Annotated in this window: 16 protein-coding genes; 12 read left to right on the top strand and 4 right to left on the bottom strand. The window is 64.5% G+C overall.

Annotated features, from left to right (window positions below; translation table 11 throughout):
- Positions 1–184: 184 nt before the first annotated feature.
- The 9 genes from HH800_RS15215 to HH800_RS15175 all read left to right on the top strand — a co-directional run bounded on the left by HH800_RS15215 (position 185) and on the right by HH800_RS15175 (position 10,836).
- Positions 185–973 (top strand): succinate dehydrogenase iron-sulfur subunit, encoded by a 789-nt coding sequence (locus tag HH800_RS15215; RefSeq protein WP_004211148.1) that lies wholly within the window; start codon positions 185–187, stop codon positions 971–973.
- A gap of 1 nt (position 974) precedes the next feature.
- Complete coding sequence (locus HH800_RS15210; RefSeq protein WP_010337482.1) at positions 975–1,436, top strand: PaaI family thioesterase; 462 nt, start codon at positions 975–977, stop codon at positions 1,434–1,436.
- Positions 1,433–2,545 carry a cell division protein ZapE gene (zapE, locus tag HH800_RS15205; protein WP_004211152.1) on the top strand — a complete coding sequence of 371 codons (1,113 nt, stop codon included), beginning with the start codon at positions 1,433–1,435 and terminating at the stop codon, positions 2,543–2,545. The genes HH800_RS15210 and zapE overlap by 4 nt, the downstream gene beginning before the upstream one ends.
- Before the next feature lie 316 nt (positions 2,546–2,861).
- Positions 2,862–3,824: a malate dehydrogenase gene (mdh, locus tag HH800_RS15200; RefSeq protein ID WP_010337480.1), complete on the top strand. Its 963-nt coding sequence runs from the start codon at positions 2,862–2,864 to the stop codon at positions 3,822–3,824.
- A gap of 99 nt (positions 3,825–3,923) precedes the next feature.
- Entirely contained in the window at positions 3,924–4,808 is an 885-nt protein-coding gene (gene sucD / locus HH800_RS15195; protein WP_004211155.1) for a succinate--CoA ligase subunit alpha, read from the top strand.
- 98 nt (positions 4,809–4,906) lie between these two features.
- The gene (locus tag HH800_RS15190) at positions 4,907–7,702 is read left to right on the top strand and encodes a 2-oxoglutarate dehydrogenase E1 component (protein WP_169863341.1); all 2,796 of its coding nucleotides are present in this window, start codon (positions 4,907–4,909) and stop codon (positions 7,700–7,702) included.
- 8 nt (positions 7,703–7,710) lie between these two features.
- Complete coding sequence (gene odhB, locus HH800_RS15185; RefSeq protein ID WP_004211157.1) at positions 7,711–8,958, top strand: 2-oxoglutarate dehydrogenase complex dihydrolipoyllysine-residue succinyltransferase; 1,248 nt, start codon at positions 7,711–7,713, stop codon at positions 8,956–8,958.
- A 107-nt stretch (positions 8,959–9,065) separates the two neighbouring features.
- Positions 9,066–10,466, top strand: coding sequence for a dihydrolipoyl dehydrogenase (gene lpdA / locus HH800_RS15180; protein WP_010337479.1), 1,401 nt, complete (start codon positions 9,066–9,068; stop codon positions 10,464–10,466).
- Positions 10,467–10,560: 94 nt separating this feature from the next.
- The gene (locus tag HH800_RS15175; protein ID WP_125998728.1) at positions 10,561–10,836 is read left to right on the top strand and encodes a hypothetical protein; all 276 of its coding nucleotides are present in this window, start codon (positions 10,561–10,563) and stop codon (positions 10,834–10,836) included.
- Here the strand turns inward: HH800_RS15175 and HH800_RS15170 are convergent.
- The 3 genes from HH800_RS15170 to HH800_RS15160 form a co-directional block, all read right to left on the bottom strand.
- Positions 10,812–11,963 carry a GGDEF domain-containing protein gene (locus tag HH800_RS15170; protein ID WP_169861564.1) on the bottom strand — a complete coding sequence of 384 codons (1,152 nt, stop codon included), beginning with the start codon at positions 11,961–11,963 and terminating at the stop codon, positions 10,812–10,814. The two genes, HH800_RS15175 and HH800_RS15170, sit on opposite strands and share 25 nt — an antisense overlap.
- A 142-nt stretch (positions 11,964–12,105) precedes the next feature.
- Positions 12,106–12,867: an enoyl-CoA hydratase/isomerase family protein gene (locus HH800_RS15165; RefSeq protein WP_169861563.1), complete on the bottom strand. Its 762-nt coding sequence runs from the start codon at positions 12,865–12,867 to the stop codon at positions 12,106–12,108.
- Complete coding sequence (locus HH800_RS15160) at positions 12,864–13,532, bottom strand: HAD family hydrolase (protein WP_169861562.1); 669 nt, start codon at positions 13,530–13,532, stop codon at positions 12,864–12,866. Before HH800_RS15160 ends, HH800_RS15165 begins: the two co-directional genes overlap by 4 nt.
- 154 nt (positions 13,533–13,686) lie before the next feature.
- Here HH800_RS15160 and glmU point away from each other — a divergent pair, with 154 nt between their 5' ends.
- The 3 genes from glmU (at position 13,687) to glmS (ending at position 17,779) form a co-directional block, all read left to right on the top strand.
- Complete coding sequence (gene glmU / locus HH800_RS15155) at positions 13,687–14,979, top strand: bifunctional UDP-N-acetylglucosamine diphosphorylase/glucosamine-1-phosphate N-acetyltransferase GlmU (protein WP_235682129.1); 1,293 nt, start codon at positions 13,687–13,689, stop codon at positions 14,977–14,979.
- Positions 14,976–15,839 (top strand): metallophosphoesterase, encoded by an 864-nt coding sequence (locus tag HH800_RS15150; protein ID WP_169861561.1) that lies wholly within the window; start codon positions 14,976–14,978, stop codon positions 15,837–15,839. The genes glmU and HH800_RS15150 overlap by 4 nt, the downstream gene beginning before the upstream one ends.
- Positions 15,840–15,955: 116 nt before the next feature.
- Positions 15,956–17,779 carry a glutamine--fructose-6-phosphate transaminase (isomerizing) gene (glmS, locus tag HH800_RS15145; RefSeq protein WP_037510157.1) on the top strand — a complete coding sequence of 608 codons (1,824 nt, stop codon included), beginning with the start codon at positions 15,956–15,958 and terminating at the stop codon, positions 17,777–17,779.
- Positions 17,780–17,833: 54 nt separating this feature from the next.
- On the opposite strand, the gene HH800_RS15140 is transcribed toward glmS, so the two are convergent.
- Entirely contained in the window at positions 17,834–19,447 is a 1,614-nt protein-coding gene (locus HH800_RS15140) for a bifunctional GNAT family N-acetyltransferase/carbon-nitrogen hydrolase family protein (protein ID WP_017501588.1), read from the bottom strand.
- Positions 19,448–19,523 lie beyond the last annotated feature (76 nt).

Here is a 19,523-nt window from a genome sequence, read left to right as displayed (position 1 = left end):
GAGGTCGCTCTAGCGTGGCTGGCGCGGGACGCAAGCCGAAGCCCCTCTTCGGCAATGATTATTTGCAATCGATTTGCAACAAGGCCCGCCGGGGCAGAAACATGGTCTCAGTGCTGGACCTTTGCAGATTTTTCGTTATGCGGACCCCCATCAGACAGACATCGACGAAGAGGCTCGACGAGCGATGGCCGAATTTGCTTTGCCCAAGAACAGCAAGATCAGCGGCAAGGGCGTGACCCACAAGGCGCCCGAGGGCGCGACCAATGTCCGCAGCTTCAAGGTCTATCGCTACGATCCGGACTCGGGCGAGAATCCGCGCTACGACACGTTCGAGATCGATCTCGACAATTGCGGCCCGATGGTTCTCGACGCGCTGCTGAAGATCAAGAACGAGTATGACTCGACCCTGACCTTCCGCCGTTCGTGCCGCGAAGGCATTTGCGGTTCCTGTTCGATGAACATGAACGGCAAGAACGGCCTGGCCTGCACCACCGCGATCGACGAGTGCGCCGGCAAGCAGGTGCAGATCACGCCGCTGCCGCACATGGACGTCATCAAGGATCTGGTGCCGGACTTCACCCACTTCTACGCCCAGTACAACAGCATCAAGCCCTGGCTGCAAACCGTCAGCCCGGCGCCGAGCGGCAAGGAGCGGCTGCAGTCGCCTGCCGATCGCGAGAAGCTGGATGGTCTTTATGAGTGCATCCTGTGCGCCTGCTGCTCGACTAGCTGCCCCAGCTACTGGTGGAACAGCGACAAGTTCCTGGGCCCGGCGATCCTGCTGCAGGCCTATCGCTGGCTGGCCGACAGCCGCGACGAGTTCACCGGCGAGCGCCTCGACGAGCTGGAAGATCCCTTCCGCCTCTATCGCTGCCACACCATCATGAACTGCGCGAACGTCTGCCCCAAGGGCCTGAGCCCGGCCAAGGCGATCGCGGAGACCAAGAAGATGATGGTCGAACGGCAGCTGTAAGTTGACCAGCGACGGTGTTGCAGGCGGGCGACCGCTGAACGAAGGGAAATGGTCGGGCTGGACCGCCTGGCACGATCCGCATCCCGACACCTTCCTGCAGGCCATCGGCCGCGGTTACATGCGCGGGCTGGGCGAGAAGAAGGCGCATGTCGCGCTGGAAACCCGCACCAGCCACCGCAACCGGCTCGATACGCTGCATGGCGGCTTCCTCGCCGCCTTTGCCGACCATGCCTATTTCGGCGCACTCTGGGCGATGGGGCATCAGGGCCAGGTCAATGGCGTGACCATCGACCTGTCGATGCAATATCTGGGCGCGGGCAAGGTCGGTCCCGACCTGCTGGCCGAGGTGGAATTGCTGCGCGAGACCGGGCGCCTCATGTTCCTGCGCATGCTGATCACCCAGGAGGGCGAGCCGGTCGCGGCGTCCACCGCCACGCTGCGCAAGGCGCCCAAGGCGCAGTGACCAGCGTCATCGCCCGTTATGATGCGCTGGTCGCGGCTGGCGAATTGCGGCCCGATCCGGACCAGCGGGCCGCCGCCGTGCGACTCGACCAGCTTCAGCATGATCTGGAAGCGACGCCGGCGCGTGGCTCGACGCTATGGAAGCTGCTACGCAAGCAGCCCGAGCCGCCGCGGGGCCTCTATATGTGGGGCGGGGTCGGGCGCGGCAAGTCGATGCTGATGGACCTGTTCTTCGACACGGTCCATGTCCAGCGCAAGAAGCGCGCCCATTTCCATGAATTCATGCTCGACGTGCATGCCCGCCTGGCCGAGGCGCGCAAGTCCGAGTCGGGGGATCCGATCCCGCCGGTGGTCGAGTCGCTGGCCGAAGAGGCGCGGCTGCTCTGTTTCGACGAGATGGTCGTCAACAATATGGCCGATGCGGCGATCATGTCGCGCCTGTTCACGGGGCTGCTGGAAAAGCGGGTGACGATCGTCACCACCTCCAACCGCGAGCCGGATGAGCTCTACAAGAATGGCCTCAACCGCCAGCTCTTCCTGCCCTTCATCGACCTTATCAAGGCGAAGCTGGACGTGATGACGCTGAACGGTCCGGTCGATTATCGCCGTGATCGTCTGGGCGACTCGAAGCTGTGGCATGTGCCCAATGGGCCGGAGGCGACCAGGGCGCTGTCGGAGGCCTTCTTCCGCCTGACCGACTTTTCGGTCGAGGACCGGGCCAAGGTGCCCTCGGAGGAGATCGTCGTTCAGGGCGGGCGCACCATGCATGTGCCCAAGAGCCTGAAGGGTGTCGCCGTCTTCTCGTTCAAGCGGCTGTGTGTCGAGGCGCGCGGCGCGCCGGACTATCTGGCGATCGCGCGCAAATATCATACGGTCATCATCGTCGGCATTCCGGTTCTGGGGCCGGAGAAGCGCAACGAGGCAGCGCGCTTCGTCACGCTGATCGACTCGCTCTACGAATATAAGGTCAAATTGCTCGCCTCGGCCGATGCCGAGCCGATGCGACTCTATCCCGAAGGGGATGGGGCGTTCGAATTCGAGCGGACCGTGTCGCGGCTGATGGAAATGCAGTCGGACGATTATCTCGCGCTGGGCCACGGCCCCAAATAAGCGCGGCGCACCCCGTCGTGCGCGCATTTCGCCCTATCGCCGCTTGCGTCGACGTTCATCAGGGCGCAACTTTCTTACGGAAAAACAGACCGGATGCTTCCACTTGGGAAGCATCCGGCAGGCTACCGCTGCAGGGAAGGCTCTAGGTCCAGGGTAGGAGACCAGGAGCGACAGGGTGTGAAAAAGCCTCTAATGCAACTGCGAATGAATTGCAAAGATAATTTGCCACAGGGGGCTTTGTTTGGTTGAAACCCCCACAATATGGGCGTAGGCGCACTGACAATTCCAGAGTTCACATCTTGGAGGATGATTGCATATGGCCCGTAAGAAGATCGCGCTCATTGGCGCTGGCAATATCGGCGGCACGCTCGCGCATCTCGCGGCTCTCAAGGGACTCGGTGACATCGTCCTGTTCGACGTCGTCGAAGGCGTTCCCCAGGGCAAGGCTCTCGACCTGTCGCAGTGCGCCTCGGTCGAAGGCTTCGATGCGAAGATCACCGGTTCCAACGACTATGCCGATATCGCGGGCGCGGACGTCATCATCGTCACCGCCGGTGTCGCTCGCAAGCCGGGCATGAGTCGCGACGACCTGCTGGGCATCAACCTCAAGGTCATGAAGGCCGTGGGCGAGGGCATCGCCGCCAACGCCCCCGACGCCTTCGTCATCTGCATCACCAACCCGCTCGACGCGATGGTCTGGGCGCTGCGCGAATTTTCGGGCCTGCCCGCGAACAAGGTCGTCGGCATGGCCGGCGTTCTGGACAGCTCGCGCTTCAACCACTTCCTGGCGGAAGAATTCAACGTGTCGGCCAAGGACGTCACCAGCTTCGTGCTCGGCGGCCACGGCGACACCATGGTTCCGGTGATCGAATATTCGACCGTCGCCGGCATCCCGGTTCCCGACCTGATCAAGCAGGGCCGTTCGACCCAGGAGCGGATCGACGCCATCGTCAAGCGCACCCGTTCGGGCGGCGGCGAGATCGTCGCGCTGCTCAAGACCGGTTCGGCCTTCTATGCGCCCGCCACCAGCGCGATCGCCATGGCTGAAGCCTATCTGGGCGACAAGAAGCGCCTGCTGCCCTGTGCCGCGAACCTGACCGGCCAGTATGGCGTCGACAATCTCTATGTCGGCGTGCCGGTCATCATCGGCAAGGACGGCGTCGAGCAGGTCATCGAGATCGAGCTGAACGACGAAGCCAAGGCCAACCTCCAGGTGTCGGTCGACGCCGTCAAGGAACTGCTGGAAGCCTGCAAGGGTATCGATCCCTCGCTCGCCTGAGCCAACCAGCTTGCACCGTCCCGTTCCAGGTAAGTGCGCAGCCTGGGACGGGTCGCTTTAGACCCAAGTGCCACGTCCACAGAGAATAAAGGGACACCCATGTCCATTCTGGTGAACAAGAACACCAAGGTCATCACCCAGGGTATGACCGGTGCCACCGGCACCTTCCACACCGAAACCGCTCTTGCCTATGGCACGCAGATGGTTGGCGGCGTGACCCCCGGCAAGGGCGGCACGACCCACATCGGTCTGCCGATGTTCGACACCGTTGCCGAAGCCAAGTCGAAGACCGGCGCCGACGCCTCGGTCATCTATGTTCCGCCGCCGTTCGCGGCCGACTCGATCCTGGAAGCGATCGATGCCGAAATCCCGCTGATCGTCGCGATCACCGAAGGCATCCCGGTTCTGGACATGGTCAAGGTGAAGCGCGCCCTGTCGGGTTCGAAGTCGCGCCTGATCGGCCCGAACTGCCCCGGCCTGCTGACGCCTGGCGAGTGCAAGATCGGCATCATGCCCGGCAACATCTTCTCGAAGGGTTCGGTCGGCGTCGTGTCGCGTTCGGGCACGCTGACCTATGAAGCCGTGTTCCAGACCACCAATGCGGGCTTGGGCCAGACCACGGCCGTCGGCATCGGCGGTGACCCGGTCAACGGCACCAACTTCATCGACGTGCTGGAACTGTTCCTGGCCGACGACGCCACCGAATCGATCATCATGATCGGTGAAATCGGCGGCGACGCGGAAGAACAGGCTGCCCAGTTCCTGATCGACGAAGCCAAGAAGGGCCGCAAGAAGCCGATGGCCGGCTTCATCGCGGGTCGCACGGCACCTCCGGGCCGTCGCATGGGCCACGCCGGCGCGATCGTGTCGGGCGGCAAGGGCGACGCGGAAAGCAAGATCGCGGCGATGGAAGCGGCCGGCATCAAGGTCGCTGCCAGCCCGAGCCTGCTGGGCGAGACCCTGCTGGAAGTGCTGAAGGGCTGATCCGCCTTTAAAATATGATATGGAAACGCGGCCGGGCTGCACCCCGGCCGCACTTTCCCGCTCCGCGACTGCACGCGGCATGCATGGGACACAAGACGATGGGTTACGAGAACCAGGATTTCGAGATCGAACAGGGGCCGAGCTGGGCACGCCCCAACTGGCCGTTGGCGGACACCGACGACCTGACCGGGGCGATGGACCCGACGCAGATGCAGGTGGCCGTGAAGGCTGCTGCAAAGGCGCAGGGTGCCGCTGTTTCCGAGGCCGATATCGCATCGGCTGCCGAGGACGCAATCCGCGCACAGATGCTGATCCGCACATATCGCGTGCGCGGTCATCTGGCCGCCAATCTCGATCCGCTGGGCTTGGCCAAGCGTGACCTGCCGGCGGACCTGACTCCGGAATATCATGGCCTGACCGACGCGTCGAAGAAGGTCTTCCTGGGCGGCACGCTGGGCCTGCAGTACGCGACCGTCGCGGAGATCGTGACGATCCTGCGCCAGAATTACTGCGGCAATGTCGGCCTTGAATATATGCATATCGCGGACGTTGAAGAGCGCCGCTTCCTGCAGGAACGCCTGGAGGGCAAGGACAAGGAAATCCACTTCACGCCCGAGGGCAAGAAGGCGATCCTGGCCAAGGTCATCCAGGGCGAGCAGTATGAGAAGTTCCTGGGCCGCAAATATGTCGGCACCAAGCGCTTCGGCCTCGACGGTGGCGAGTCCATGATCCCCGCGCTCGAAGCGGTCATCAAATATGGTGGCGCATCGGGCGTGCGCGAGATCGTGTTCGGTATGGCCCATCGCGGCCGCCTGAACGTCCTTGTCAACGTCATGGCCAAGGGCTTCCGCGTCATCTTCCACGAATTCTCGGGCGGCACTGCCAACCCCGAAGACGTGGGTGGTTCGGGCGACGTGAAATATCATCTCGGCACCTCGACCGACCGTGAGTTCGACGGCGTCAAGGTCCATATGTCGCTGGTTCCCAACCCGTCGCACCTCGAAACCGTCGATCCGGTGGTGCTGGGCAAGGTCCGCGCGCAGCAGACCTTCCGCGACGACCTCACCAAGCATGAGCAGGTTCTGCCCGTGCTGATCCACGGCGACGCGGCCTTCGCCGGCCAGGGCATCGTCTGGGAATGCCTCGGCTTCTCGGGCGTCAGCGGCTACAACACCGGCGGCTGCGTCCACTTCATCATCAACAACCAGATCGGCTTCACCACCAGCCCGCAATTCTCGCGCGGCTCGCCCTATCCGTCGGACGTGGCGAAGGGTGTCCAGGCGCCGATCCTGCACGTCAATGGCGATGATCCCGAAGCCGTGACCTTCGCGACCAAGCTCGCCATGGAATATCGCCAGAAATTCCATCGCGACGTCGTCGTCGACATGTGGTGCTATCGCCGCTTCGGTCATAACGAAGGCGACGAGCCGGGCTTCACCCAGCCGCTGATGTACAAGGAAATCCGTCAGCATCCGCCGGTCAGCGACATTTATGCCGCGCGCCTGAAGGCGGAAGGCGTGGTGGACGATGCGTTCGTCTCCGGTTCGACCGACGAGTTCGTCGCCCATCTGGAAGACGAGTTCGAAGCCGCCAAGAGCTACAAGGCCAACAAGGCCGACTGGTTCGCCGGTCGCTGGTCGGGCCTGCACAAGCCGGCCGATGCCGAAACCGCGCGCCAGAGCGTGGAATCGGCGATCAACCAGAAGCTGTTCGACAGCCTGGGCCGCACGCTGACCACCGTTCCCGAAGGCCATAATGTCCACAAGACGCTGAAGCGTGTGCTGGATGCCAAGGCCGAGATGTTCAAGTCGGGTGCCAATTTCGACTGGGCGACCGGCGAGGCGCTGGCCTTCGGTTCGCTGCTGTCGGAAGGCTATGGCGTTCGCCTGTCGGGTCAGGATTCGGGTCGCGGCACCTTCAGCCAGCGTCACGCGGTCTGGACCGACCAGGACACCGAGGCCAAGTATATCCCGCTCTCGACCGTGCCGCATGGCCGTTTCGAAGTGCTGGACTCGCCTTTGTCCGAATATGGCGTGCTGGGCTTTGAATATGGTTTCGCTTTGGCGGACCCGAAGAGCCTGGTAATCTGGGAAGCGCAGTTCGGCGATTTCGCCAATGGTGCGCAGATCATCTTCGACCAGTATATCGCGTCGTCGGAAACCAAGTGGCTGCGGTCCAACGGCCTCGTCTGCCTGCTGCCGCACGGCTATGAAGGCCAGGGGCCCGAGCATAGCTCGGCGCGTCTGGAACGCTATCTGCAGCTCTGCGCCGAAGGCAATATCCAGGTCGCGAACATCACGACCCCGGCCAATTACTTCCACGCGCTGCGTCGCCAGATGCTGCGGCCCTTCCGCAAGCCGCTCATCATCATGGCGCCCAAGTCGCTGCTGCGTCACAAGGCCGCCGTCAGCAAGGCCGAGGACTTCCTGGGCGAAACGCACTTCAAGCGCATCCTGTCGGACCCCAACGGGTCGGCTGACAAGGATACCAAGCGCCTGGTGCTCTGCTCGGGCAAGGTCTTCTACGACCTGATGGAAGCCCGCGACGCCGCCGGCGATGCCAACACCCAGATCGTCCGTATCGAACAGATTTATCCGTTCGCCACTGACGCACTGGCCACGCGCATCGAGCGCATGACCAATCTGGACGAGGTCGTCTGGTGTCAGGAAGAACCGCGCAACAACGGCGCCTGGTCCTTCGTCGAACCCTATATCGAGGAAGCGCTGGCCAAGGCCGGCAAGGCGCCCAAGCGCGCCCGCTATGCCGGCCGCAAGGCTTCGGCATCGCCTGCCACGGGCCTGGCCTCGCGCCATGTGTCCGAACAGGGCGCCCTCGTCGCCGATGCGCTGGGTCACAGCGTTCGTGAAGAAATCCGTCGCCAGAAGAAAGGCTGAGAAAGCACATGGCAACCGAAGTCAAAGTCCCCACGCTGGGCGAATCCGTTACCGAAGCAACCGTCGGTCAGTGGCTCAAGAAGCCGGGTGAAGCGGTCAAGGCCGACGAGCCGATCGTCAGCCTTGAAACCGACAAGGTCGCGGTCGACGTGCCCTCGCCGGTCGCCGGTGTCATGGGTGATCTGGTCGCCAAGGAAGGCGATACGGTCGAGGTCGGCGCGCTGCTGGCCTATGTGAACGAAGGCGGTGCCGCTGCCGCCGCGCCGGCTGCTGCCGCTGCTCCCGCCGCCAAGGCGGAAGCCGCTGCACCCGCGCCGGCCGCTTCGGCCCCGGCTGCATCGGACGACGAAGAGGGCGGCAGCCTGACCCTGTCGCCGGCGGTCCGCCGCCTGGTGCTGGAGCATGGTCTTGACCCGAGCAAGATCAAGGGCACCGGCAAGGACGGCCGTCTGACCAAGGACGACGTCATGGCCGCCGTCGCTGCCGGCACTGCCAAGGCGGCTGCCGCGACCCCGGCTTCGGCGCCTGCCGCCGATGCGCCGGCCGCTGGCCCCAGCCGCAAGCAGGAACGCGTCAAGATGACCCGCCTGCGCCAGACCGTCGCCAAGCGTCTGAAGGAAGCGCAGAACAACGCTGCCCTGCTGACCACGTACAACGACGTCGACATGACCAACGTCATCGAGGCGCGCGCCAAGTATAAGGATCTGTTCGAGAAGAAGCATGGCGTCCGTCTGGGCTTCATGGGCTTCTTCACCAAGGCCGTCTGCATGGCGCTGAAGGACATTCCGGGCGTCAACGCGCAGATCGAAGGCGACGAGATCGTCTATAACGACTTCGCCGACATCTCGGTCGCCGTTTCGGCTCCGACCGGCCTGGTCGTTCCGGTCATCCGCAATGCGGAAAGCCTGAGCGTCGCTGCCATTGAAAAGACCATCGGCGGCTTCGGCAAGAAGGCCAAGGAAGGCAAGCTGACGATGGAAGATATGAAGGGCGGCACCTTCACCATCTCCAACGGCGGCGTGTTCGGTTCGCTGCTGTCCAGCCCGATCATCAATCCGCCCCAGTCGGCGGTTCTGGGCCTGCACCGCATCGAGGACCGTCCGGTCGTCCGCAACGGCCAGATCGTGATCCGCCCGATGATGTATCTGGCGCTCAGCTATGACCATCGCCTGATCGACGGTCGTGAAGCGGTGACCTTCCTTGTCGCGGTCAAGAACGCGATCGAGGATCCGACCCGTCTGCTGATCGACCTGTAATAATCACCATTTATTGTTGCCCCGGCTTAGGCCGGGGCGCCTCTTGCCCTTGATTTGGGGCAGAGCGATGCCAGTTTGGCTGGCATGACTGGAGAAGGGAAAACCCCATGTCCGATTTCGATTATGACGTCCTGGTTATCGGTGCTGGCCCGGGTGGCTATGTCGCCGCGATCCGTGCTGCTCAGCTGGGCCTGAAGACCGCCTGTGCCGAAAGCCGCGAGACGCTGGGCGGCACCTGCCTCAACGTCGGCTGCATCCCGTCGAAGGCGCTGCTGCACGCCTCGGAACTTTATGACGAGGCCGCCAACGGCGCGCTCGCCAAGCTGGGCGTCAAGATCGACAAGATGAGCCTGGACCTGCCCACCATGCAGGGCCAGCGCGTCGATGCCATCAAGGGCCTGACCGGCGGCATCGAATATCTGTTCAAGAAGAACAAGGTGACCTGGCTCAAGGGCCTGGCCAGCTTCACCGGCGCCAACACCGTCGAAGTGAACGGCGAGAAGGTGACGGCGAAGAACATCGTCATCGCCACCGGTTCGTCGGTCGCCCCGCTGCCGGGCGTGGCCGTGGACAATGCGGGCGGCAAGATCGTCGATTCGACCGGCGCGCTGGAACTGGACAAGGTTCCGGGCCATCTGGTCGTCGTCGGTGGCGGCGTGATCGGTCTGGAACTGGGTTCGGTGTGGAAGCGCCTGGGCGCCAAGGTCACTGTCGTCGAATATCTCGACCAGATCCTGCCCGGCATGGATGGCGAAGTCCGCAAGGAAGCCAACAAGATCTTCAAGAAGCAGGGCTTCGAATATAAGCTCGGCACCAAGGTGACCGGCGCCGAAGTCGGCAAGTCGGGCGTGACCCTGACCGTCGAACCCGCCGCCGGTGGCGAAGCCGAGAAGATCGAAGCGGACGTCGTCCTGGTGTCGATCGGTCGTCGTCCCAACACCGAAGGCCTGGGCCTCGACAAGATCGGCTTGGAGCTGAACGCGCGCGGTCAGATCGAGACCGATCATGAGTTCGGCACCAAGGTTCCGGGCGTCTGGGCGATTGGCGACGTCATCCCCGGCCCGATGCTGGCGCACAAGGCCGAGGACGAAGGCATTGCCGTCGCCGAGAATATCGCGGGCCTGACCGGCATCGTGAACCATGACGTGATCCCCTCGGTGGTCTACACCAAGCCGGAAATCGCGGGCGTGGGCCTGACCGAGGAAGCCGCCAAGGAACGTGGCGCCGTCAAGGTCGGCAAGTTCCCGATGATGGCGAACAGCCGCGCGAAGACCAATCACGAGCCCGACGGCTTCGTGAAGATCATCGCCGACGCCGAAACCGATAAGGTGCTGGGCGTGTGGATCATCGCCACCGTCGCCGGCACGATGATCGCACAGGCCGCGCAAGCCATGGAATTCGGCGCGTCGAGCGAAGACATCGCTTACACCTGCCATGCGCATCCGACGCACAGCGAAGCGATCAAGGAAGCGGCGATGGCCGTGACCGGCAAGCCGATCCACATGTGATCGACTGCGCTATCGCTGGATAAGGGAAGGGGCCTCCGCCAAGCGGGGGCCTTTTTCTTTTGGGGAAGGACGCGCGCTGCTCTATCGGACGGGCATGAACCAGTTCCCCTCCAGCCAGTCGGTGCCGTCGGCCAATCCTGAGCGGTTGTTCCTTGCGCTGTGGATCATCTTTTCGGTGCTGACCGCGCTGGCCGACATCATCGCGATCGTCCGCCATCCCGAAATGACGCTGCAGATATTGCCGCAGACGGCCCTGGGGCTGGCGGTGTGCCTGCCCTTCGGTGCGGTTGCGATCCTGCTGCGACGCCGACGGCTCAAGCGCCAGGCGGCGCGGGACGCCTTTCTTCAGGCGATGGCACGGCTCGACTGAGCATCGCCGGCGGGCGCCAGCGCGGGCCGAATGGCGACGCGGTTGCGGCCCTTTTCCTTCGCTTCATAGAGCGCGCTGTCGGCCCGTGCGATCGCGTCATGGATCGAGCGGTCGGCGCGGTGCAGGCTGGTGAGGCCGAAGCTGGCGGTGAGCGGGCCGGGCAGGCCAAGCCGGCTTGCCGCCTGTTCGGCAAAGCGCAGCCGGATCGCGTCGGCAATGCCGGTCGCCATGGCAGGGTCTGCGCCGGGCAGGAAGAGGATGAACTCCTCGCCGCCGAAGCGGGCGATGACGGCATCGGCCGGGGCCAGTGCGCGCAGCGCATCGGCCAGCGCGACGATCACCCGGTCGCCCAGCCCATGGCCATGGGCGTCGTTGACCCGCTTGAAATGGTCGATGTCACAGGCGATCAGGCTGCCGCTGGCATCATGGCGGGCCACCGCCTCCTCGAACCCGCGGCGATTGAGCAGGCCCGACAGCGGATCGACATGGGCATCATGGCGATAGCGGGTGAGCACGTCCTGCATGGCCGCCGCGAGTGCGGAGAGGGCCAGGAACAGGCCGAACATGCAGGCCAGCGCCTGCATCAGGAAGGCATATTGGCTGTCGCGGAACGCTACGCCGCCGGGCAGGGTGAAGGACACGCTGCTGCCGCGCAGCAGGTTGTCGAGGGCCACCAGGGTGACGGCAGCATAGAGGGCGCGATCGGGCCAGCCGCGCAACTGGCCGCGTCCGGCGATCAGCGGGATGGAAATCAGCAGGAAGCAGCCGAAGTCGGACGACACCAGTTCCAGCGGGACGATGTCCCGCATCACCGCAAAGCTGCAGATCAGGATCGATATCGCCCAGATGGCGATGCGCAGCCCCAGCACCCAATTGGGGCGCCAGCGCGTCAGCAGCGCCTGGCTGAACAGCAGGAAGCCGGTGGCAAAGGCGATGTCGGCGACGATGCCCCACAAGTCCGTCGGCAGGAAGTCGAACGCGACCGGCACGGCAAAGCCCATGGCGACGTTGAAGAAGGCGCCGCTCCACCAGCCGGCTTCCCGCGCGCCCCAGCCCCAGACGATGAGGAAGGCGACGCCGAAGCTGGCCATCATGATGGACAGGAAGAAGGCGAAATTCTCACCCACGAAGTGCGACCGATCCTTTGTGCAGCATGACGGCATGACGTCGCGTCATGCAGGAGCGCCATCCTGCATTTTCCGGTAAATGTCGATGGTTAAGAGAGCGTAACGGTTGCGGCGGGCCGAGCGGGAAACTGCCTAACCTGGATCAGAAACGCGGTTTCCGCTTCTCGCGGAACGCCGCGACGCCTTCGGCAAAGTCGGGATAGGTGAAGGCGTCGCGGAACATTTCCAGCGTCACCATGTCGTCATCCGCCTGACCGTCGAGGATGCGGCGGACCATCGCCTTGGATGCGCGCACGCTATGCTGGGCATTGCCGGCAATCTCGCGCGCCAGTGCGTCGGCAGCAGCCAGAGGATCGGTCGCGATCTCGTCGATCAGGTCGATGGCAAGGGCCGCCTCGGCATCGTGCAGCGCGCCGGTGAAGAGGATGCGCTTGGCCCGTGCCGGCCCGACCAGATCGACCAGCAGGCGGGTGTCGAACAGCGAATAGACGATGCCGAGCTTGGCCGGGGTGATGCCCAGCCGTGCGGTCGGCGCCGCGATGCGCAGGTCGCAGGCGATCGCCAGCCCGCATCCGCCGCCGACACAATCGCCGTCGATCGCCGCGATCACCGGCTTTTCCGCATGGGCCAGCGCATATTGGCTGGCGCGGATCGCGGCCTGGTTGGCGGCGCGCCAGTCGCCATCGCCCGAACAGGCGGCAAATTCATTGATGTCGGCACCGGCGCAGAACAGGCCGGGCGTGGCCGAGGCGAGGATCAGCACACGGATATCCGCATCGGCCATGGCATCGGCGACCAGATGGGGCATCGCCTCCCACATCGCCTGGGTCATGGCATTGCGGCGATCGGCCCGATCGATCAGCAGCCGGGCGACCGTGCCGTCCCGCTCCAGGCGCAAGCTCATGCCGGCCAGGCTTCCAGCATCGGCACCAGCTCGTCGAAATGGTGGATCACCGCGTCGGCCTCCAGATTTTCGACCGGGCCGTCGAGGAAGCCGAAGCTGACCGCGATGCTGGGAATGCCGGCATTGCGCGCGCCGGCAATGTCGTTGATCGTGTCGCCCAGGAAGATGGTGCGGCCGCCGCCGGCCCGCTCAATCATCGCATGGATCGGCGCCGGATCGGGCTTGGCAATGCCAACCGTGTCACCGGCCACGACCGAGGCGAAACGGTCGAACAGGCCCAGTTGGTGCAGCAAGGGAATCGTGAAGCGTTCTGCCTTGTTGGTGCAGATTGCCAGCTTCACGCCGCGCTCCGCCAGCGCATCCAGCATTGCCATCATGCCGGGATAGGGCAGGGAGTGGAGCGCCAGATTCTGCTCATAATAATCGAGCAGGATCGGCAGCGTCTGGTCGAGGATCGCTTCGTCATAGCCGCCCGACGCGTCGAGCGCGCGCTGCAGCATCACCTTGGCACCCTTGCCCACGAAGGGCCGGATGGAATCGACCGGGAAGGGGGCTCGGCCGATCGTGCCGATCGCATAATTGACCGCCGCGGCCAGATCGCCGCTGGTGTCGAGCAGGGTGCCGTCGAGGTCGAAGCCGACAATGTCGAAGGATAAGCGTGCCATGGCATCGCCATGCCGCGTCGGCGGTGGCAATGGCAAGGCAAACATGGCAGAGAGCCGTGATATTCCAGACCACTTGAACGAAAAGGACGCGCTCGCCGTGACCGCACCTCGCCCCCTAGCAGTCGTCATCCTTGCCGCCGGGCAGGGCACAAGGATGAAGTCCGGCACGCACAAGGTGCTGCACCCGATCGCCGGGCGGCCGATGCTGCTGCACCTGCTTGCCAGCGTCGCGGACCTGCTGCCCGAGCGGCAGGTGGTCGTGGTCGGCGCCGGCCGCGAGCAGGTGGAAAAGGCGGTCGAGGGCAGCGGCGTCGCCATCGCCGTGCAGGACCAGCAGCTTGGCACCGGTCATGCCGTGGCGCAGGCGCATGATGCGCTGGCGGGGTTCGCCGGTGACGTGCTGATCCTCTATGGCGACGTGCCGCTGGTCAGCGGCGCGACGATGAAGGCGATGCTCGATCGGCTGAGCCGGGGCGACGAGCCGCGCGCGGTGGTGCTGGGCTTCCGCCCGGATGATGCCGCCGCCTATGGCCGGATCATCGCCGATGGTCAGGGCATCATCGAGAAGATGGTCGAGTTTAAGGATGCGAGCGAGGCCGAGCGCGCCGTCACCCTGTGCAATAGCGGCCTGATGGCGGTGCGGGCGAGCGACCTGTTCGTGCTGCTCGACCAGATCGGCAACAACAATGCGGCCGGCGAATATTATCTGCCCGACATCATCATGCTGCCCGGCGCAAACAGCGCCGTGATCGAGACGGAAGCGTGGGAAGTGGCCGGCGTCAACAGCCGCGCCGAACTGGCCGGCGTCGAAGCCGTGTGGCAGGACCGCCGCCGGGCCGAGGCGATGCGCGAGGGCGTGACCCTGGTCGCGCCGCAGACCGTATTCTTCTCGCACGACACGGTGCTGGGCCGCGACGTGACGGTCGAACCCAATGTCGTCTTCGGTCCGGGTGTCACCATCGCCGACAATGTCGTCATCCATGCCTTCTCCCATCTGGAAGGCGCGACCGTGGCCAGCGGCGCCGACATCGGCCCCTATGCCCGGCTGCGTCCGGGCGCTGACATCGGCCCCAAGGCAAAGGTCGGCAATTTCGTCGAGATCAAGAAGGCGCGCCTCGACGAAGGGGCGAAGGTCAATCACCTGTCCTATATCGGCGACGCCAGCGTCGGCGCGGCGGCCAATATCGGCGCGGGCACCATCACCTGCAATTATGACGGCTTCTTCAAATATAAGACGCAGATCGGCGCGGGGGCCTTCATCGGCTCCAACAGCGCGCTGGTCGCGCCGGCGACGATCGGCGATGGCGCCATCGTCGCGGCGGGCAGCGTCGTGACCAAGCCGGTTCCGGCCGACGCGCTGTGCCTCGTCCGGCCGCAACAGGAAAGCAAGCCGGGCTGGGCGGCGGCGTTCCGTACCCGCATGCATGAGCGGAAGGCGAAGGCTTGAATTTCATCCGGCGCAGGCCGTTTCTGTCCGCCCTGTTGTTCCTGCTGCTGGTCGCGGTAGCAGGGCCGCTCTGGCTGTTGATGAATGCGCGCGCTATGCCGGTCGTGCGACGCGCCGATGTCGTGCTGCCTTTCCCGGCGGGCGCGTCGCAGCAGCCGATCAAGGTCGCGCTGCTGACGGACACCCATCTGTCCGGGCCGGACAACAGCCCGGCGCGGATGGCGCGGATCGTGGCGCAGATCAACGGCCTCAAGCCGGACCTGATCCTGCTGGGCGGCGACTATATCGGCGACAATAAATGGGGCGCGACCTATGATGCGCGCCACGCGATCGCGCCCTTCGCCGGGCTGCGCGCGCCGATGGGCGTGGTCGCGGTGCTGGGCAATCATGACAGTCGCAGCAGGAAGAACCGGGTGGCGCTGAGCCCCGATGACTGGCAGCGCGCCTTTGCCGATCTGGGCATTGCCCTGGTCCAGGATGGCGCGGTGCGGCGCGGGCCGCTGGCGATCGGTGGATTGAAGGACATCTATACCCGCAAGCCCGACATACCCGATACGTTGAAAGCGATGCAGGACATTGGTGGCGCGCCGGTCATCCTGTCGCATGGACCCGACGTCTTCCCGTTGCTGCCCGATGCGCCGTCGCTGACCCTGGTCGGCCATACCCATTGCGGTCAGGTGGCGCTGCCCTTTGCCGGAATCGTCTATGTGCCCTCCCGCTATGGCACCCGCTATGCCTGTGGCCGCTATCAGGATGGGCAGAAGGCGATGATCGTGTCGGGCGGGGTGGGCACCAGCGGCCTGCCCTTCCGCATGCTGGCGCCGCCCGACATCTGGCTGGTCACCATCCGGCCACGATGACATTCTTTTCATGGCTCGGCCATGGCACTGTCGCCTGACCGGCATTAATGGCATGGCGACAAAGCTGTCCTATATGGACGCTATCTGACTAATCTGGTTCGGCGGGGCTTTCCACCATGTGCGGTATCATCGGAATTATCGGTAAGGATCAGGTCGCGGAGCGGCTGGTCGATGGCCTCAAGCGGCTGGAATATCGCGGCTATGACAGTGCCGGCGTCGCAACCGTGCATGATGGCCGGATCGATCGCCGCCGGGCCGAGGGCAAGCTCAACAATCTGGTCAAGGAACTGGCCGCATCGCCGCTGGCCGGCACCACCGGCATCGCCCATACCCGCTGGGCCACCCATGGGGCACCGACCACCAGCAACGCGCACCCCCATGCGACCGGCGAAGTGGCGCTGGTCCACAATGGCATCATCGAGAATTTCAAGCCACTGCGCGACGAACTGATTGCCCGCGGCCGCACCTTCGACAGCCAGACCGACACCGAAGTGGTCGCCCATCTGGTCAGCGAACTGGTGGAGCAGGGCGTGGCGCCGAAGGAGGCCGTGGCCCAGGTGCTACCGCGCCTGCACGGTGCCTTCGCGCTGGCCATCCTGTTCAAGAGCCATCCCGACATGCTGATCGGCGCGCGCCTGGGTTCGCCGCTGGTCGTGGGCTATGGCGATGGCGAGACCTTCCTCGGCTCCGACGCGCTGGCGCTCGCCCCGCTGACCCAGCGCATCGCCTATCTGGACGAGGGCGACTGGGTCGTCATCACCAAGGATGGCGCCGAGATTTTCGACAAGGACAACAACCCGGTCGAGCGTCCGGTCACCATTTCCGGCGTGTCCGGCGCGATGATCGACAAGGGCAATCATCGCCACTTCATGCAGAAGGAAATCTATGAGCAGCCGGTCGTCGTGGCCCAGACGCTCAAGGCCTATCTGCAGCGGATGGATGATCGCGTGTCGCTGCCGATCCCGGATTTCGACCTGTCGACCATTCGCCGCGTCACCATCGTCGCTTGCGGCACCAGCTTCTATGCCGGCATGGTCGCGCGCTACTGGTTCGAACAATTCGCCCGCGTGCCGGTCGATTTGGATTTCGCCTCCGAGTTCCGCTACCGCGAGCCGGTGATGGAGGAGGGCGGCCTGGCCCTGTTCATCAGCCAGTCGGGCGAGACCGCCGACACGCTTGCTGCGCTGCGCTATGCCCGCGCCCAGGGGCAGAAGATCGCCGTCGTCGTCAATGTGCCGACCAGCAGCATGGCGCGCGAGGCCGACCTGCTGCTGCCGACCCATGCCGGCCCGGAAATCGGCGTTGCCTCCACCAAGGCCTTCACCTGCCAGCTTGCCGTGCTCGCTGCCTTCGCCGCCAATCTGGCGCGGGCCAAGGGCAAGCTCAGCGCCAAGGATGAAAAGGAAATTGTCCGTCACCTCGCCGAAGCGCCCGCCGCGATCAACGGCGCGCTCGCCTATGACGAGGCGATCGAGGCGATGGCCCATCATATCGTCCCGGCCCGCGATGTCCTGTATCTCGGCCGCGGCACCGACTATCCGCTGGCGCTGGAAGGCGCTCTGAAGCTCAAGGAAATCAGCTATATCCATGCCGAGGGCTATGCCGCCGGCGAGATGAAGCATGGCCCGATCGCGCTGATCGACGAACTGGTGCCGGTGATCTGCATCGCGCCCAGCGGCCCCTTGTTCGAAAAGACCGTCAGCAACATGCAGGAAGTGCAGGCGCGCGGCGGCAAGGTGGTGCTGATTTCCGACTATGACGGGGTGCAGGCGGCAGGCGAAGGCTGTCTCGCTACCATCACCATGCCCAAGGTCCACCCGCTGATCGCGCCGATGGTCTATGCCGTGCCGGTTCAGCTGCTGGCCTATCATGTCGCCGTGCTGAAGGGCACCGACGTCGATCAGCCGCGCAATCTGGCGAAGAGCGTCACCGTCGAGTGAGCCGGGCCGCCCCTGCCGTCATGATGGCAGGGGCCTTGGCTGCTCCCGCTTCGATCAGCCACCACCCGGCGAATTATGGCCACCGGCCGGCACCGGGCCGCCGCTTGGCGCGTGGCTGTGGTCGGGATTGCTGTCCCAGTCGATATGATAAAGGTCGAAGCGGCGGTCGCGCAGGTTGCGGACCGTGCCCTCGGCCCGTGCCCAGCTGAGGTCGGCCAGGTTCACGTCCGCCATGGTCAGCGTCTCGACATTCTCGCTCGCCTCGGCCGCGATGCCGTCACGGGCGAAGGGCAGGTCGCACGGCGTCAGGATCGCGCTCTGGGCATATTGGATGTCCATATTGTCGACGTTCGGCAGATTGCCAACATTGCCCGACATCACGACATAGCATTGATTCTCGATCGCGCGGGCCTGTGCGCAATAGCGCACGCGCATATAACCTAGGCGCGAGTCGGTGCAGAAGGGGACGAAGATGATGCGCGCCCCCTGATCGACCAGGCGGCGGGCCAGTTCGGGAAACTCGCTGTCATAGCAGATCAGCACGCCGATTGGGCCGCAATCGGTCTGGATCACGTCGAGCGCGTCGCCGCCCTTGATGTTCCACCAGAAGGCTTCGTTCGGGGTCGGGTGGATCTTTTCCTGGGTGTGGACCGATCCGTCGCGCAGCGCGACATAGGCGATATTCTGGATGTCGCCATCGTCGGCGCGGGTGGGGTGCGATCCGCCGATGATGTTGATATTATATTCCAGCGCCATCCGCGTCAGTTCCTTGGTCAGGCGCGGGGTATAGCCGGTCAGCTTGTCGATCGCCTCGATCGGGGAGAGCTTCTTGGTCTCGAAGGAGAGCAGGGGCAGGGTGAACAGCTCGGGGAAGACGATGAAGTCCGACCGATAATCGGCCGCCACATCGACGAAATATTCGATGTTGCGGACGAACTCGTCGAAATCCTTCACTGCGCGCGCCTGGAGCTGGCAGGTGGCGAGGCGGACGCTTTCCACGCCGCGCGGCACCCGCATTTCCGGCGCCTCGTCCGGGTCGACATAGGGGTTGCGCCAGACCAGATGCGCCGCATGTCCGTCCGACTGCTTGTCTTCGGGAAGGTAATTTTCCAGCACGCCCAGCGGCTCGAACTGGTTCTTCAACTGGAAGCTGATGACCTGGTCGCGCAGCTTGCCGCTGACCACCTTTTCCAGATAGTCGGCTGCGCTGCCGGCGCGGCGCTTGGCGCGGGCATAGCCGGGCATGCGGCCTGCAATGACGATGCCGTGCAGGTCCAGCTCCTCGGCCAGTTCCTTGCGCTCGTCATAGAGGCGCTGGCCGATGCGCAGCCCGCGCAGCTTGGGATCGACCGCCATCTCATAGCCATAGAGCCATTCGCCCGCGGCGCTGTGGCGGGTGCCGAAACCGTTGGCGGTGATCTCCTCCCAGTCATGATGGGAAAAGGCCATCGCCTTGCTGACGCGCATGGTGGCGCAATAGCCCACGACCTTGCTGTCATAGAGGGCGACGAAGCAGCCATTGGGGAAATTGTTGATCTGGCCGCGGATGGTGGCCAGCGAATAATTGGGCATGCCGGGATAGGCGCGGGCGATCAGCCGCTGGATGCCGCGCACATCGCCGGGCACCGCCGCCCGGACTTCCAGGCGCTTCTTGGCTGTCGTGGTCATTCTTTGCTCCCGTCGCATCAATCCGAAAAGGAAAAGGCGGCGCCGGGATGCGGCGCCGCCTCGTTCCGTTTCCGTA

Origin of the sequence: Sphingobium yanoikuyae (assembly GCF_013001025.1) — a bacterium.
GTDB classification, from domain to species: Bacteria; Pseudomonadota; Alphaproteobacteria; order Sphingomonadales; family Sphingomonadaceae; genus Sphingobium; species Sphingobium yanoikuyae_A.
This window is presented reverse-complemented; position numbering and strand designations above follow the sequence as displayed.

Bases quoted from the DNA above. Each gene is read 5' to 3' on its own strand.
- HH800_RS15165 (WP_169861563.1), bottom strand. From the start codon at position 12,867: ATGAGCTTGCGCCTGGAGCGGGACGGCACGGTCGCCCGGCTGCTGATC.
- glmS (WP_037510157.1), top strand. From the start codon at position 15,956: ATGTGCGGTATCATCGGAATTATCGGTAAGGATCAGGTCGCGGAGCGG.
- HH800_RS15190 (WP_169863341.1), top strand. From the start codon at position 4,907: ATGGGTTACGAGAACCAGGATTTCGAGATCGAACAGGGGCCGAGCTGG.
- HH800_RS15140 (WP_017501588.1), bottom strand. From the start codon at position 19,447: ATGACCACGACAGCCAAGAAGCGCCTGGAAGTCCGGGCGGCGGTGCCC.
- HH800_RS15175 (WP_125998728.1), top strand. From the start codon at position 10,561: ATGAACCAGTTCCCCTCCAGCCAGTCGGTGCCGTCGGCCAATCCTGAG.
- lpdA (WP_010337479.1), top strand. From the start codon at position 9,066: ATGTCCGATTTCGATTATGACGTCCTGGTTATCGGTGCTGGCCCGGGT.
- HH800_RS15160 (WP_169861562.1), bottom strand. From the start codon at position 13,532: ATGGCACGCTTATCCTTCGACATTGTCGGCTTCGACCTCGACGGCACC.
- odhB (WP_004211157.1), top strand. From the start codon at position 7,711: ATGGCAACCGAAGTCAAAGTCCCCACGCTGGGCGAATCCGTTACCGAA.
- HH800_RS15215 (WP_004211148.1), top strand. From the start codon at position 185: ATGGCCGAATTTGCTTTGCCCAAGAACAGCAAGATCAGCGGCAAGGGC.
- sucD (WP_004211155.1), top strand. From the start codon at position 3,924: ATGTCCATTCTGGTGAACAAGAACACCAAGGTCATCACCCAGGGTATG.
- glmU (WP_235682129.1), top strand. From the start codon at position 13,687: ATGAAGTCCGGCACGCACAAGGTGCTGCACCCGATCGCCGGGCGGCCG.
- mdh (WP_010337480.1), top strand. From the start codon at position 2,862: ATGGCCCGTAAGAAGATCGCGCTCATTGGCGCTGGCAATATCGGCGGC.